Raw genomic sequence first — 15,086 nt, 5'->3', positions numbered from 1 at the left:
CGCCGTCCCGTCCTGGGTGCGGCGCCGCGCCCGGCCACCCCACGTGCGGTGGCCGGCAGGAGCGCCGCGCTCCCCGTCGAAGTCCCGAACGCCGCATGATCCTGCTCGCTCGCCACGGTCGAACCGCCTACAACGACGAGGGTCGCTTCCAGGGCCGTGGTCCCGTACCCCTCGACGCGCACGGTCGCAGCGAGGCGTTCGCCCTCGCCGACCGGATCGTCGCCCGCGGGGACGTGACCCGGATGGTCGCCAGTCCGCTCACCCGCGCGATGGAGACCGCGGCGATCATCGCCTCGCGGACCGGGCTGGCCCCGGAGGTCGACCCGCGGCTGGCCGAGACCGACACGGGAGAGTGGACGGACCGGACCTACGCCGAGGTCCTCGCGGAGCCGGGCGGCGAGGAGGCCTACGCCACGTTCCGCCGCATGGAGCCGGCGTTCTCGGCCCCGGGCGGCGAGACGTTCGCCGACCAGCTCGCGCGGCTGCTGCCCGCCATCGCCGACCTGCGCGCGAGCGAGGGCCCCGACGACGTCATCCTCGTCGTCTGCCACGGCAACGTGATCCGGCTGCTGCTCGGCCACTTCCACGGCCGGCAGCCCACGCACGAGGAGATCGCCAACACCCACCTCGAGGCCCTGTGACCCGCGCCGCGCGCCTCCTCTTCGGGCTCCTCGTCGTGGCGACGGTCGGCTCGTTCTTCCTCGCCCAGCGGCTGAAGAACCAGCCCGCCGTCGTCCAGAGCGTCCGCGGCTCGGCGTACTTCTCGCCCGACGGCGACGGCCGCCGCGACCGGCTGAAGGTCTCGTTCCGGGTCAAGCGCTCGCAGCCCGTCACCGTCGAGATGGTCGACCAGGCCGGCGAGACGGTGCGGACGCTGGCGAAGGACGAGCCGGTGACGCAGTACCAGCGTGCGACGTTCGTCTGGGACGGCAAGGACGGCACGGGTCCCGAGGCGCGCGTCGTGGACGACGGGGTCTACCGCCTGAAGGTGGTCCTGCCTGACGAGGGCCGCAGCATCGTCGTCCGCTCCCGCTCGTTCTCCGTGCGCACGGCGCCGCCCCGCCCGCGGGTGCTGCGCGTCGCCGCGCCCGGCGCGGTGCCCAAGAGCGGTCCGGCGATCCTGCCCACCGCCGACGGCGGCGCGGTCCGCGCCACCCTGCGCCTGCGCGGCTGGGAGCCGACGGCGCGGGTCGTCCGCACCGCGCCGGGTCCCGCCCAGACGGTCCGGTCGCTGCCGGTCAAGGTCACGCGTCGCGACACGGACGGCACGCAGCTCACCGACCGCAAGGGCGGGCCGAAGGAGTACCGCGCGATCGAAGGCACCGCCGACTGGGACGGCCGCCTCGACGACGGCAGCGACGCGCCGCCCGGCACCTACGTCGTCCAGGTGTGCGTCCGTGACGTCGCCGGCGTGCTCGGCTGCGGCCCGCGCCGGGGCGCGAACGGCCTGCCGGCGCCGGAGGAGAACGGCCGCATGCGCGGGCGTGGCGGCATCACGGTGCGCCCCGTCGGCGTCCAGGCCAACCCCGCGCCGGTCACCGCGGGCCACCGCCTCACGTTCTTCGTCGACGCCCGCGGGAAGCGCTACGAGTGGGCGCTGCGTCGCGTCGGCACCCCCGGCGTGCTGGACCGCGGGACGAGCACGAACCCGGTCCTGAAGACCGAGACGAAGTCCGACCGCGGCGCGCTCTACCGCCTGACGGTCCGCGCGAACGGCCGCCGCGTCGACGTGCCGGCGATGTCGAACGACGCGCGCGAGCAGCCCGTGCTCGTGGTCGTCCCCGCGATCGCGTGGCAGGGCCTGAACCCGCTCGACGACGACGGTGACGGACTGGTCAACGTGCTCACCGGGGGCGAGACGAGCCGCGCCAGCCGCGTGAAGGCCCGGCGCGTCCTCGCGGCGATCCCGCGCGGGTTCGACACCGACGTGCAGCCCGTCCTGGAGTGGCTCGCTCGCCACCGCAAGCGCTTCGAGATCACCTCCGACCTGGCGCTCGCCGCCGGGACCGGGCCGAAGCTCGAGGGCCGCCGCGGCGTGCTGCTGGCCGGCGAGCACCGCTGGATCACGGCGGGCCTCGGCGACGACCTGCGGGCGTTCGTCCGCGGCGGCGGCAGCGTCGCCGCCCTCGACCCGACCGGGCTGCGTCGCGCCGTGACCCTCTCGCAGGCGTCGCGGGAGGACGGCGGCGTGCTGCGCGCGCCCGGGCCGTTCGTCGCCGAGAACGCCTTCGGGCTCGTCAGCCGCGGCGCCGTCCGCCTCGACGGCCCGCCGCAGATCGACACGGACGACATCGGCCTCTTCGACGGCACGGACGGGCGCTTCGAGGGCTACCCCGTCGCCTGGCCGCTCGACGACACCGGCGGCGCGCGCGTCGTGGCCCGCGCCGTCGACACGAAGGACCACGTCGTCATCGCCGCGGTCAAGGTCGGCGACGGCTTCGTGATCCGCACCGGACTGCCGACCTTCGCCTCGCGGCTGGCCGACGACTCCGACACCTCCGAGCTGATGGACAGCACATGGCGACGACTCTCGCGCTGACCGCGGTCACCCTGGCCGCCGCGCTCGCGCTGCTGCTGCGCGGCCCGCACGCCCGGGCCGGCGCGATGGCCGTCGCCCTCGCCGGCGCGCCGATCATCCTGCTGACCGAGGTCTGGACGACGGGGCCCGTCGAGCGCCTGCGCGAGCAGCCGGCGGTCTTCGCCGGCGTGGTGGTCGCGGGCCTCGCGGTGCTCGCCGCGGGGGCGTGGGCGTTCCGACGCTGGCCCCTGGCCGTGCCGCTGCTCGTCGCGTTCGTCCTGCCCTTCCGCCTGCCGATCGACCTGGGCGACGGGCCCCCGGTCAACCTGCTGCTGCCCCTGTACCTCGTGACGGGCGCCGCGGCGCTGGCCTGGGTGTGGGACCGCGCCACCGCCGACCCGGACGAGCCGTCGCCCGACCGCCGCCCCGGCGCGGCCGACGCGGCCCTGCTGCTGTTCGTCGTCCTCTACGCCGTGGAGAGCCTGTGGTCCGACGACCAGGGCAAGGCCGTCGAGCAGGTCGCGTTCTTCTACGTGCCCTTCGCGCTGCTCTACGTCGTGCTGCGCACCGTGCCGTGGACGCCGCGGCTCGTGGGCCGCGCGTTCGGCGTGACGACCGCCGTGGCGCTCGTCCTCGCCGCGATCGGCTTCTACGAGCGCGCCACGAACCACGTGCTGCTCAACCCGCGCGTCGTGGCGTCGAACCAGATCGACGACGTCTTCCGGGTCAACTCGCTGTTCTTCGACCCCAACATCTACGGGCGCTTCCTCGCGCTCGTGATCCTGGGCGTCACGGCCCGGATGCTGTGGACGCGCCGCGGCCGGGTCGTCGGCGGGGCCGCGGTCCTCCTGGCGATCCTGCTGGCGGCGCTCGTGCTCACCTACTCCCAGACGAGCTTCCTGGCGCTGCTGCTCGGCCTCGCGGTCCTCGGCGGGCTGCGGTTCGGGCCCTGGAAGGCGTTCGGCACGCTGCTGGCCGTGCTGGCGGTCGGCCTGGTGCTCGTCCTCGCCTCGCCCAGCACCCTGAACATCAAGGGGCTCGACGAGGGCGGCCTCGACGACGCGACCTCGGGGCGCGTGGCGCTCACCGGCGGCGGAGTGCGGCTGTGGGCCAACCACCCGATCGCCGGCGTCGGCTCGGGCGGGTTCGCGCAGGGCTTCCGCGAGCAGGAGCGGAAGGGCGAGCGGTCGACGACCGACGCGTCCCACACCAGCCCGATCACGATCGCCGCGGAGCAGGGCCTGATCGGCCTCCTCGCCTACGTGGTGCTGCTCGTCCTCGTGCTCCGCCGCCTGCTGCGCGACGCCGAGGACTCGGCGCCACGGGCGGCGATCGCGGCGATGACCGCGGCCCTGATCGCGCACACCATGGGCTACGCCGCGTTCCTCGAGGACCCGGTGCTGTGGGTGCTCCTGGCCGTCGGCTCCGCCCTGGCGCCGCCGCCCGGGCCGCGCACCCGGATCGTGCTGCGCCGGCGCCGCGACGTCCGCGAGCGCCGCCCGCGGACGGCCACCCCCGCGCCGTGAGCGACGACGGGACGGCGCCCGCGCCGGCCGTGGTCCGGGCGGGGGACGACTGGACGGAGCGCGACGCGCGGCCCCTGGCCGAGTGGGCGATCCTCGTCCTCGGCCTGGTCGGCGCGGTCGTCGTCTGGGCGCTCGCGCCGTCCGCCGGCAACTACGACACCGTCCTCGACCTCGTCTGGGCGCGCGAGCTCCTCGACGGGACGACGCCGGGGTTCGAGGCGTACGCCGCGTCGACGCCCCACCCGCTCTGGCTCGCCGTCGGCGTGCCGGTGGTCGGGGTGTTCGGCGACGACGCGGACCGCGTCATGGTCCTGCTCTCGGCGCTCTCCTTTGCCGTGCTGGCCGCGGGCGCCGCGCGGCTGGGGCGCCTGGCGGGCGAGGCGGTCGCGCCCCCGGATCGGGCCGCGGCGACCGGCCGCTGGACCGCCGCGGTCGCAGGGCTGCTCACGCTCTCGAGCTTCGCCTTCGGGCTGCTCGCGGCGAAGGGCTACCTCGACGTGCCCTTCCTCGCCCTCGTCGTCTGGGCCGGGGCGTGGGCGGCCGCGCGTCCGGCGCGCTGGAGCGGTCCGGCGGTGCTGCTCGCCCTGGCGGGGCTGCTGCGCCCCGAGGCGTGGCTCCTGGCCGGGGCCCACTGGCTCTGGTGCACGCTGCGCGGCCGCTGGTCGGCGGCCGACGCGGACGACGACGCGGCCCGCTCGACGCTGCCCGGCCGCGGCGTGCACCTGGGGCTCGTGCTCCTGGGCCCGGTGGCGTGGATCGCGGTGGACTGGATCGTCACCGGCAACGCCACCCACTCCCTGACGGCGACGAGCGCGCTGGCCGACGAGCTCGGCCGCGACCGCGGGATCGCCAAGGCGCCGCGGCTGCTCCTCACCCAGCTCGTCGACCAGGCGCGGCCCCCCGTCTTCGTGGCGGGGATCGCCGGGCTCGCCGTGCTGGCGCTCGGCGCGCGGGTCGGACTGCGACGGCCGTCGCGCCGGGTCACGGCCGTGCTGGCGACCCTGCTCGGTGCGGGCGTCCTGACGTTCCTGGCGGCCGGCGTGGGCGGGCTCTCGCTCATCCCGCGCTACCTCTCCGTGCCGGTCGTCGCGCTCACCGTGCTGGCGGCCCTGGCGGCGACGGGCTGGGTCGCCCTGCCGGCCACCGCACCCGGTCGCCGGGCGTGGGCGGCGCTCGTCCTCGTCGGTGCGGTGCTCGGCGTCGGCGCGTACCTGACCGTCAAGCGCGACTCCGTCAGCCGGCTCGGCACGGAGCTGCGGTTCCTGGCCGACGCGCGCACCGACGTCCGCGCGCTGATCGACGCCCCGGCGGTGCGGGCGGGCGCGCGCTGCGGCCCGATCTCGCTGCCGACCTACCGGCTCGTGCCCGAGATCCGCCTGCAGACCGGGTGGAGCGGCGCGCGCGTCGTGGCCCGCTCGGACCCCCGCGCGGCCGCGCTCGGCGTCGCGCGGAGCGGGGTCGCCATCACGGTCGACCAGGGCAAGTGGGCCTCGCGCTACGGGCGCGCCGACGGCGTGCCGCGCAGCACCCAGGCGGCGCCGGCCGGGTTCCGCGAGGCCGCGCGGTCCGGCGCGTTCCGGGCCTGGGTGCGCTGCGCGCCGTAGGGCGGGCGCGCTCCGTCGGGCGGACGCGAGCCCTGGGGCTAGCGCGGGCCGTGAGGCGAGCGCGGGCCGTGAGGCGAGCGCGGGCCGTCGCGGCCCGCGCCCGCCGGATCAGGCGGCGGTCTTCGCGGCCTTGGCGGCGTCGCGGGCGGCCTTCTTCGCGGCCTGCTCCGCCTTCTTCGTCGCCTGGCGCTGCTTGGCCGCGGCGGTCACGCACTGGCCGTAGGGCGTGCCCTTCTGGCCGGCGACGTGCTTCTTGCTCAGGCCCTTGCACGCGACCTTCGCCGAGGTGGTCTCGCCGCGGTCGAGCTTCGCCATCGCGGTGACGCACTGGCTGAAGGGGGTGCCCTTCCGGCCCTTCACGTGCTTCTTGCTCACGCCCTTGCAGAGGACGCCGTAGCCCTGGCGCTTCTCCGCCTGCGTGGGGGCGTCCGGGGCGGGCGCCTCCGGCGTGGTGGTCGTGGGGGCGGTGGTCGTCGGCGCCGTGGTGGTCGTCTCGGACCCCGGCGTCGTCGGCTCGTCGGCGAGCGCGAACGGCGCGGCGGCCGCGAAGCCGACGCAGGCCGTGGCCAGCGCGGTGGTGGTGAGGGTCTTGCGGGTGCGGTTCATGGATCTCCTCTTCGGCCGGGGATCCGGCCGTGCGTGGCGGGGCCGGGTGGGCTCCGCCGTGGTGGTCCTGTGCTTCCTGTGACGCGCCCGCGGCCGAAAGGTCAGGGACGACCCGGCGACGAGGTCCCCAGTGGGACGGCCGGGACGCGCCCGGTAGGGGGCGGGCCGAGGCGCGGTGGACGGACGGCGGGTGGCGCGGAACCGGTACGAGGTAGTCCCTGACCTTGGGGCGGCCGAGCCGTTGTAGATCCCATGAGGGGCAGGCGAGGGGGACGCGCATGACTCCCGGGGCGGTGGCGATCCCACCGCGCCCGGCACGCCTGCGTGGCCGGGCACGGTCTCGGCACGCGGCCGGTGAGGCCGCCGCGTTCGCGGCGCTCTACGAGCGCCACCAGCTCGAGCTCTACCGCTACTGCCGCTCCATCGTCCGGCACGACGAGGACGCCCGCGACGCCGTGCAGAGCACGATGGTCAAGGCGTTCACCGCGCTGCAGACGGAGGGGCGCGACATCGATCTGCGGCCCTGGCTGTTCCGGATCGCCCACAACGAGGCGATCTCGCTGCTGCGCCGGCGGCCGGACACGACGGAGCTCGACGAGCAGGTCGGCGGCGCGGACGACACGCTGCACGAGACCGTCGAGACGCGGGACCGCCTGGCGCACCTGCGCGAGGACCTGCAGGACCTGCCCGAGCGTCAGCGCGCGGCCCTCGTCATGCGGGAGCTCAGCGGCATGGGGCACGAGGAGATCGCCGCCGCGCTCGACACGTCGGCGCGGGCGGTCAAGCAGACCATCTACGAGGCCCGTTCCGGGCTGGACGACTGTGCGGAGGGTCGCGACATGGAGTGCGATGCGGTCCGGCGGGTGCTGTCGGACGACGACCGACGGGTGGTGCAGAGCCGCCGGATCCGGGCGCATCTGCGCTCCTGCCGTGGCTGCCGGATGTTCAAGGCGGCGCTCGTGCAGCGCCCGAAGGACCTGGCGGCACTGTCCCCCGTCGTCCCGCTGACCGCGCTCGGCGTCTTCTCCGTCGGCGGGCTCGGCGGCGGCGCGGCAGGCGGCGGCGTCGGCGGTGCGGTCGGGAGCGGGGCAGGGGGCGCCCTGGGCGGCGGGGCGCTCGCGGGCGGCTCGGCGGCGGGTGGCGGTGCGGTGGCGGGCGTCACCGCCGGCTCGGCGGCCCTCGCGGTCGGCGGCGGGTCCGGCCTGGTCCTCGCCGTGGCCGGCAAGGTGGCCGCCGTGGTCGCGGCGACGGCCGCCGTGACGGGTGGGGTGATCGCCGTGGCCGACCCGGGTCCGTCCGGGCGGGCGCAGTCTTCGGTGACCCAGCGCGTGGCCGCGCCGGCTGGCGCGGGCGGCGCGCGTGGCGCGGCCGGGAACGGCGGGGGCGTCACGTTCGCCACCCCCGGCCTCGGCGCGGCGGGCGGCACGGACCTCCTGACGAGCACCCTGACGGGGCGCCCGTCCCCGCTCGGACTCGTGGTCGCCGACCGCGGGCCCGGCGTCCGGGCGGTGGGCGAGCGCGCGGGCGCGAAGCGCCGGCCGGATGCGCGCGCGGCGCGCGACGCCCGCGAGGCCCGTGGCGCCGGCCGGGCCCCCGCGGCGGCCGTCGCCGACGGTGGGCGACCCGGGGACGCTCCCGGCGGTCGGGCGGCCGGGTCCGACGGCGCCCGCGCCGACGCCGCGCCCGGTCCCGCCAGGACCGCAGCGGCCCGGGACCGAGCCCCGGAACGCCCGACGACGCGCCGGGCGTCCGGGGACGGCAGCTCCGCCGCCCGGGTGAAGCCCCGTCCCGGCGCCGCGTCGGCGCGGCCGGTGGGCAAGGGCCCGGCGCCTGCGGCCACCGCACCGCGTCGCACCCCCGCACCGAAGCCGAAGCCGAAGCCGCAGTCCTCGTCGCCGAAGGCGTCTGGTTCATCGTCCTCCGGGAGCGGCGCGTCGCGCGGCTCGGGCGGGGCCGCGAAGGGCGCGAAGGCGGTGGGCGCCTCGGGCACCGGGAGCGCGCGGCGCGGAGGCACGAGCGGCGCCGGTGCGGCAAAGAGCACCGGGGCCGCGAAGAGCACCGGGAGCGCGAAGGGCGCCGGGACCACGAAGGGCTCAGGGACGACGAAGGGCGCGACGGCCGCCCCGGCCGCCCCCGCCCAGGGCGCCCCCGGCGCGGGCGCGAAGGCTCAGTCCGGGGCCGGGGCGGCGACGCCGTCGGCCCCCGCGGGGCGCAAGGCCGACTGACGCACCGCCTCGTCACCCGCGGCGCGCCGCTCGCGCTCGCGGGCGAGGAGCAGCAGCACCACCGCGCGCCGCCGGGCGGCGTGCGGCCGACCGGCGCCCCACGCCGCCGCGCTGCTCACTCCGTCCTCAGGCCGTCGGGCCGCACGATCCGCCGCAGCGCGGGGACGGTGAGGGCGGTCACGACCGGGACGACGGCCGCTCCCACCGCGGCGATGCCGAGGATCGGGACCACGTCGAACCGCACGGGCGAGCCGACGATCCGCAGCAGCAGCGCGCCGAGCCCGAGCCCGACCCCGATGGCGAGGACCAGTCCCAACGCGACCGGCACCGCCGTCTGGAGCAGCAGGGACCTCCCCAGCGTGCGCGGCGGGGTCCCGAACGCGACGAGCGAGGCCAGAAGCCGGCGGCGCTCGTGCAGCCCCTCGAGCGCGGCCACCACCATGCTGGCCGCGATGAGCGCCAGGACCGCGACGGCCCCGGCGTAGACCGCCCGCCGGACCGCGGCGAGGTCGCGGTCGTCCCGGGTCGACTGCAGCTCCTGGGCCACGGCGAGGGGCGTGACGGCCGCCGCCGCGTTGCGCAGGCCCTCCAGGTGGTCGGGATTCCTCGCGTCGAGGGCCACGTCCGCGTAGGTGGCGCCCACGGACGTGAGGTCCGCCGCGGCGGACGGCGTGGCCAGCACGCCGGTCGTGTCGCCCCCCGAGGGCTTCGGGTCCGAGACGACGCGCCGGGCGTCGGCGGGCACGCGCCAGGGGCCGGTCTCCGCGATCCGCACGCTCGCCCCGGGGGCCGGGCCCTCTGGCGTGACGAACGCGTCCCCGTCCTGGCACGACCGGATCCGGGCGAGCCGGCGCAGCGTGGAGCACGACGCGACGGTCAGGAACGCCGACCGGTCGGGGTGCGCGGCCTCGGTGATCGAGGCCTCGGACCACGCGAGCACGGAGCGGACGCCCGGCACGGCGGCCAGCCGACGGTCGAGCTGCGCCGCATCGTCCCGGCCGGGACGGACGGTGTAGTAGACCTGCGCCTGCGCGGCCTCGAGGTCGGCGCCGGTGGCCACCGCCCGGTCATCCTCGACCGCGCCGAAGAGCGACGTCAGCGCGATCGCGCCGGCCACGGCCACGGCGATCCCCGAGACGGTGCGTGCCGACGCGCCGCGGTCGAGCTGCAGCCGCCGGACGGCGAGCTGCCACGCGACGCCGCCGCGCCCGTCGAGCCGGTCGACGAGCGCCTCGACGAGCCAGGGCAGCAGGGCGGTGACGCCGACGAGCAGCAGCACGACGCCCGCCGAGGTGAGGACGGGATTGAACCCCTCCCCCTGCGTCAGGTCGACCCCGAGCAGCGGCACGAGGAGCAGGAGCCCCACGACGGGCAGTGCCAGGCGCCAGGCGAGGCGACGCGAACGCGTCGCTCCCCGCCGGACGACGCCGAGCGGGTCGATCGCCACCCGGGTCAGCGCGATCTGCGTGACGACGACCGCCACGGCCGGGACGGCGAGGAGCACGAGCAGGGCGAGCGGCAGCGCCGGGCGCACGTCGGAGGCGAAGAGGCTGAGGCTCGCGACGGGGAGCTCGGGGACGACCCGGGTGGCGAGCCCGAACACCACCGCGCCGACGAGGAGGCCGCCGAGCGCGCCGACGAGGGATTCGCCCGCGGCGATCCGGCGCACGCCCCGGCGGTCCGCGCCGACGAGCCGGAGGGCGGCGAGGCGCCGGTCGCGGGCCTCGCCGCCGAACCGCGCGGCGGCGGCGACGAACACCGCGACGGGCAGCAGGAGGACGACCACGGCGACGACGACGAGGAACGCCAGGACGGGGTCGAGCCCCTCGTCCGGCTGCACGCTGCCGAAGCGGTCGATCCGCCGCGCGCCGCTTTCGACGCTCAGGTCGGCGGCGCCGGCGTAGTAGGCCGCCTCGACCGGGCCCTCGAGGCCGGCGTCGCCGATCGTGCCGACCACCCGGCCCGGGATGCGGGGCCGCAGAAGTGCCGCGTCCGGCCGGTCCAGCAGCTCCTGCAGGCGCGGCGAGACGACGACCTCGCCGGCCCGAGGCAGGCGATCGAGGCCCGGGGGCAACGGGGCGTCCGGGCCCTCGGGCTGCACGAGCCGGCCGCGGACGTCGACGCCGCGGAACACCGTGGGCGCGTCGGCGATCAGCAAGCTGGCCGGACCGCGGCGCACCTCGGGTACGCCGAACCGGTAGTCGTCGCGCGCGGAGGTGCGGTCGTCCCGGGCGGCGATGGCGGTCGGGAACGACGCGGCGAGCAGGAGCAGGGCGACGCCGAGGCCGACGCCGACGGCGGTCATCGCCGTGCGCACCCAGGCCCCGCGTCCGCCGGAGATCGCGAGCCGGGCCCCGAGCGCCAGGTCGCGCAGCCAACCGCTCACCGCGTCAGCTCCGGGCTGCGGGTGCGGCCGTCGCGGACGACGACCTCGCGGTCGGAGTACGCGGCGACGCGGGCCTCGTGGGTCACCAGCACCACCGCGGCGCTGGTCTCGCGCGCGGCCTCCGTCAGGAGCTCCATCACGCGCTCGCCGTTCAGGGAGTCGAGCGCACCGGTGGGCTCGTCGGCGAACAGCACGCGCGGCCGCGTGGCCAGCGCGCGGGCCACGGCGACCCGTTGCCCCTGACCGCCCGAGATGTTGCCGGGCGTCTTGCGGGCCACGTCGCCCACCTCCAGGCGGTCGAGCCACTCCGTCGCCGTCGCCTCCGCGGGGCGGCGCGCGACGCCGTTCAGGCGCAGGGGTAGCGCGACGTTCTCGACGGCGGTGAGCTCCGGGACGAGCTGGCCGAACTGGAAGACGAAGCCGAAGTCCGTGCGGCGCAGAGCGCTGCGCTTCGCGTCCGAGGCGGCGCCGAGGTCGACGTCGCCGTAGAGGACGCGCCCCTGGTCGGGCACCGCGATGCCTGCGAGGCAGTGCAGCAGGGTCGACTTGCCCGAGCCGGAGGGGCCCATGACGGCGACGACCTCGCCGGCGTCGATCGCGAAGGAGGCGTCATGCAGGGCCGCGGTGGAGCCGAAGGCCTTGTGCAGCCCCTCGGCGCGCAGCAGGGGGGCGCTCATGCGGCCACCTCCTTCGCGAGCGCGTCGAGCCGGGCGGCGGCGAGCTCGAGCCACCGCAGGTCCGCCTCGAGGTGGAACAGCGCGTGGTCGCAGACGAGCTGGTCGGCGAGGTCGCCGCCCCGCTTGCGCTGGGTGAGCTCGCGCATCAGGCCCAGGTGCTCGGCGCGCTGGACGTCGAGGACGTCCTGGGCGGGGCGACCGGTGAGCAGCGCGAGGACGACCTTGGCGTAGAGCGTGCTCTGCAGGTAGGGCTGCGGCGCCTCGGGCTGGCCGAGCCACACGTCGACGTCGGCGACCCCCGCCTCGGTGATCGCGTAGCGCTTGCGTTCGGGACCGTCGCCGGCCTCGACCCCGTCGAGCTCGACGAGCCCGTTCTTCAGCAGGCGGGACAGCGTGGCGTAGACCTGCCCGTAGGCGAGGGGGCGGTCGTGGCCGAAGCGCTCGTCGTAGGCCCGCTTGAGGTCGTACCCGTGACTCGGGCCGCCCTCAAGCAGCCCGAGAAAGGTCTTCGCGATGGACATGGGAGAGGACTATACACCGCGAGTACACCTCGAGTGTCTACGCGGGGTGAGGAGTCCTGTGGGTGCCGGGGGAGGCACGGTCGCCGCCTGCTCGTCGGTCACAAGGGACCCCCTCGACGCAAGTACTGGTGATGCCCCGGACGTCCTCCACCGACGACGCTGCCCTGCTTGCCGGCGACGCCGCCGCCTTCGGACGCTTCTACCGGCGCAACGAGGACGCGATCCTCGCCTACTTCCTGCGCCGCACCGGGCGGCCCGAAGTGGCCGCCGACCTGACCGCCGAGACGTTCGTGCGTGCGCTGTCGGGGCGCGGGCGGTTCTCGCCCGAGCGGGGCGAGCCGCGCGGATGGCTGTTCGGCATCGCGCACAACGTCCTCGCCCGCAGCCTGGAGGTCGGGCGGGTCGAGAACGAGGCCCGTGCACGCCTCGGCGTCGCACCACTCGCCCTCACGGACGACGACCTCGCCCGGGTCGACGAGCTGACGGGGGTCGACGCCATCGCGGCCCTGGCCGACCTGCCGGAGGACCAGCGCGAGGCGTGCGCGCACGGATCGTCGACGAGTGGGAGTACGACGCGATCGCGGCGGCGCTGTCCTGCTCGGAGAGCGTCGTCCGTCAACGCGTGAGCCGTGGGCTCCGCGCACTCCGTTCGCGACTGGAGGACCGTCGATGAGCCGTCTGCCGCAGCTCGAGCGCCTGCTCGTCGAGGAGGCCGCCCGCCAGGACCGCGCAGCCCGGCGCGCTCGCCGGGGCAGCACCCGCCTCTTCCTCGCCGTCGTCCTCGCGATCCTCGCGGGCGGGTCCGCGGCGTTCGCCGCGACGCAGCTGCTGCCGGAGGGGCGGGCCGTTCCCGCGCCGAAGCAGCGGCCCGGCGCGTACGTGCATCGCTACACCGGCCCCGATCGCGTCCTGAGCCTGCGGGCGGCCGACCCGGACGGCGGGCTGCCGTGGGGATTGCGCTTCACCCGCACCCGGCCGACCGGGGGCATGGGCTGTACCCAGGTCGGGCGGACCCAGGACGGGCGGATAGGCGTGGTCGGCCGCGACGGCGCGTTCGGCGACGACGGCCGGTTCCACGCCCTGCCCAAGGCGCTGGTCCAGGGCTGCGGCGGGCTCGACGCGCGTGGCGCTCCGTCGCTCCAGGCGTCCGGCGAGGCGACGGCCAGCGGCCTGCGCGGCTGGTCCGAGCAGACCGGGGGATGCGTGCCCGCCGGGACCCGGACACCGGCCGGGGTCCCGGGGTGCGCACCGTCGTCCGCGCGGACCGTGGTCTACGGGTTCGCCGGGCCGGGTGCCCGCTCCGTGACGCTGCACGAGCGGGGTGGGCCATCGCGGACGATCGACACCGGCCGCAAGGTCTACGGCGCCTACCTCTTCGTCCTGCGCGGCGCTCCGGGGGCGCACCGGAGGGTGCGGCTCACCGCGCGGTTCGCCGACGGACGGACCTGCTCGCAGGGCGGAAGCGGCCGGCCGCGCGGCCCGACCCGCGCATGCCTGGCGGCGGCGGGCTTCGACTTCCGCCGACGGAAAGGGGCTCGCCGGACGCCGACGCAGCGCGCCCTCGCACGCATGGCCGCACGCCGCGCCCGGGCCCGGAAGCAGCCCCTCGATGTGTCGATCCGCGGGCTGGACCCGCCGGGCTTCCGCTTCGTGCCGCCGCTGCGGGGCCTGCACGACTACCAGGTGATGATCGCGTGCACGCGGAAGACGGCCGCGGCCTTCGTGACCGCGCGCCTGCGCGGCGGCCGGCCCGCGACGGTGCGGGTGCCCGGCACGCTCGGGAAGGATTGCCGGCTGCCGGCGAAGGGCACCGTGACGCAGGCTGGAACCGGTCGGGCCATCGGCACGTTCGTGCTGCCCGCACCCTGAGCGCCACGCGGCGGCCTGGTCGGGCGGGAGGCCGAGCTCCTTCAGCCCGCGTCGAGCCCGAGCCCCGCCAGCCGCTCGCGCAGCGGGGCGTTCTGCTTCTCGGCCGTCTGCGCCAGCGCCCACGCGCGCAGGTCGGCGTGGGGTGCGCTCCGGCGTCCCGCCTCGGCCGCGACGGCGGCGGCGAAGCGGTCGGCGTCGGGAGCCACCACGACGGCCTCGGACCACGTCCGGGGGCCGGCCAGGTCGGGCACCACGGTGCGGCGGCCCAGGCGCGCGGCCTTGAGGATCCGGTAGGGCAGGCCCGCGTCGTTGAAGGCGTCGACGCGGAAGGGGAGGATCCCGACGTCGCTCACGCGCAGGAGCTGCGCGGCCGCGGCGTCGGACTGGGGGCCGAGGAACGCGAAGGGCTCGTGCGCGCGGCACCAGGTGGCGTCCTCGTCGCCCTCGACCTCGTCGTCGTGCAGCGCGCCGACGAAGAGGACGCTCAGCCCGGGCAGCCGCTCGCCGAGCGCGCGCAGGAGCGCCCAGTCCGTGCGCCGGCCCAGGTGGCCGAGGGAGAAGCCGACCACCTCGACCGTCGGATCGGGCGCCGGGAACGTGTCGGCGGCCAGCGGGCTCAGCACCGTCGGCCGGCCCTCCTCCTGCGCCAGCTCCTGGAGCCGGCCGCTCGAGGCGATGACCAGCGAGGCGGCCTGGGCGGCGCGGCGGTGCAGGGCGGTCAGGCGGGCGCGGCGGGCCTCGTCGGCGTCGCCCGCGGCCTCGTAGCGGTCCCAGCGCCAGTACCAGAGCTCGGCGCCCGTCCGCGCGCGTAGGGCGGCGGCCACCGGCTCCTGGGTGGCGTGGAAGAGGACCACTACGCGCGGGTCCCGCCCGTCCGCGTGCAGGCGCTTGAGAAGGGCCCCCGCCTGGCGGCCGGCGACGGCGCCCGCGGCCCCCTCGGGCAGGCGCAGCGCGGCGCCGTAGCCGGGGCGCGGCGGGTCGAGGGCGACGACGTCCGGCCCGCGCAGCAGGTCCTCGGCCTGGTCGCGGAGGATGAACTCCTCCAGGGGCCGGGGGAGCAGCAGGACGCAGGCGGGGCGCAGGTCGTCGCTCACGGGCCGGAGGCTACGCGACGCCGCTCGCGCTCCGGCCGCCCGTGCGCCGCCGCGCTCCGC

The 15,086-nt window shown here is 77.1% G+C and carries 12 protein-coding genes; 7 read left to right on the top strand and 5 right to left on the bottom strand.

Annotated elements, in window-relative coordinates; translation table 11 throughout:
- Window positions 1–95 precede the first annotated feature (95 nt).
- Genes F593_RS26295 through F593_RS30045 form a run of 4 tightly spaced genes read left to right on the top strand, consistent with a single transcriptional unit; the run spans window position 96 to window position 5,648 of the window.
- Complete coding sequence (locus F593_RS26295; RefSeq protein ID WP_022930077.1) at window positions 96–641, top strand: histidine phosphatase family protein; 546 nt, start codon at window positions 96–98, stop codon at window positions 639–641.
- On the top strand, window positions 638–2,539 hold the full coding sequence (locus F593_RS30050; RefSeq protein ID WP_022930076.1) for a flagellar hook assembly protein FlgD: 1,902 nt from the start codon (window positions 638–640) through the stop codon (window positions 2,537–2,539). Before F593_RS26295 ends, F593_RS30050 begins: the two co-directional genes overlap by 4 nt.
- The gene (locus tag F593_RS29480) at window positions 2,518–4,044 is read left to right on the top strand and encodes an O-antigen ligase family protein (RefSeq protein ID WP_022930075.1); all 1,527 of its coding nucleotides are present in this window, start codon (window positions 2,518–2,520) and stop codon (window positions 4,042–4,044) included. The genes F593_RS30050 and F593_RS29480 overlap by 22 nt, the downstream gene beginning before the upstream one ends.
- A complete protein-coding gene (locus tag F593_RS30045) occupies window positions 4,041–5,648 on the top strand; it encodes a hypothetical protein (RefSeq protein ID WP_157251939.1) in 1,608 nt (535 codons plus the stop codon). Before F593_RS29480 ends, F593_RS30045 begins: the two co-directional genes overlap by 4 nt.
- A 108-nt stretch (window positions 5,649–5,756) precedes the next feature.
- On the opposite strand, the gene F593_RS0117660 is transcribed toward F593_RS30045, so the two are convergent.
- Window positions 5,757–6,254 (bottom strand): hypothetical protein, encoded by a 498-nt coding sequence (locus F593_RS0117660; RefSeq protein WP_022930073.1) that lies wholly within the window; start codon window positions 6,252–6,254, stop codon window positions 5,757–5,759.
- A gap of 278 nt (window positions 6,255–6,532) precedes the next feature.
- On the opposite strand from F593_RS0117660, the gene F593_RS0117650 reads away from it, so the two are divergent.
- Window positions 6,533–8,479: an RNA polymerase sigma factor gene (locus tag F593_RS0117650; protein WP_084630162.1), complete on the top strand. Its 1,947-nt coding sequence runs from the start codon at window positions 6,533–6,535 to the stop codon at window positions 8,477–8,479.
- A gap of 115 nt (window positions 8,480–8,594) precedes the next feature.
- Here F593_RS0117650 and F593_RS0117640 read toward each other — a convergent pair whose 3' ends face one another.
- From F593_RS0117640 to F593_RS0117630, 3 genes are read right to left on the bottom strand one after another with little or no spacing between them, the layout of a single operon-like run.
- Window positions 8,595–10,865, bottom strand: coding sequence for an ABC transporter permease (locus F593_RS0117640; RefSeq protein ID WP_022930069.1), 2,271 nt, complete (start codon window positions 10,863–10,865; stop codon window positions 8,595–8,597).
- Entirely contained in the window at window positions 10,862–11,542 is a 681-nt protein-coding gene (locus tag F593_RS0117635; RefSeq protein WP_022930068.1) for an ABC transporter ATP-binding protein, read from the bottom strand. Before F593_RS0117635 ends, F593_RS0117640 begins: the two co-directional genes overlap by 4 nt.
- Entirely contained in the window at window positions 11,539–12,063 is a 525-nt protein-coding gene (locus F593_RS0117630; RefSeq protein WP_022930067.1) for a PadR family transcriptional regulator, read from the bottom strand. The genes F593_RS0117635 and F593_RS0117630 overlap by 4 nt, the downstream gene beginning before the upstream one ends.
- 131 nt (window positions 12,064–12,194) lie before the next feature.
- Here F593_RS0117630 and F593_RS26290 point away from each other — a divergent pair, with 131 nt between their 5' ends.
- On the top strand, window positions 12,195–12,689 hold the full coding sequence (locus tag F593_RS26290; protein WP_157251937.1) for an RNA polymerase sigma factor: 495 nt from the start codon (window positions 12,195–12,197) through the stop codon (window positions 12,687–12,689).
- 43 nt (window positions 12,690–12,732) lie between these two features.
- Window positions 12,733–13,932 carry a hypothetical protein gene (locus F593_RS0117620; protein ID WP_022930066.1) on the top strand — a complete coding sequence of 400 codons (1,200 nt, stop codon included), beginning with the start codon at window positions 12,733–12,735 and terminating at the stop codon, window positions 13,930–13,932.
- Between the two features lie 41 nt (window positions 13,933–13,973).
- Here F593_RS0117620 and F593_RS0117615 read toward each other — a convergent pair whose 3' ends face one another.
- Complete coding sequence (locus F593_RS0117615) at window positions 13,974–15,026, bottom strand: glycosyltransferase family protein (RefSeq protein WP_022930065.1); 1,053 nt, start codon at window positions 15,024–15,026, stop codon at window positions 13,974–13,976.
- Window positions 15,027–15,086 lie beyond the last annotated feature (60 nt).

Origin of the sequence: Patulibacter americanus DSM 16676 (assembly GCF_000420025.1) — a bacterium.
Taxonomy (GTDB): Bacteria; Actinomycetota; Thermoleophilia; order Solirubrobacterales; family Solirubrobacteraceae; genus Patulibacter; species Patulibacter americanus.
Note: the sequence above shows the minus strand (reverse complement) of the source record. Positions and strands in the feature narration are given on the sequence as shown.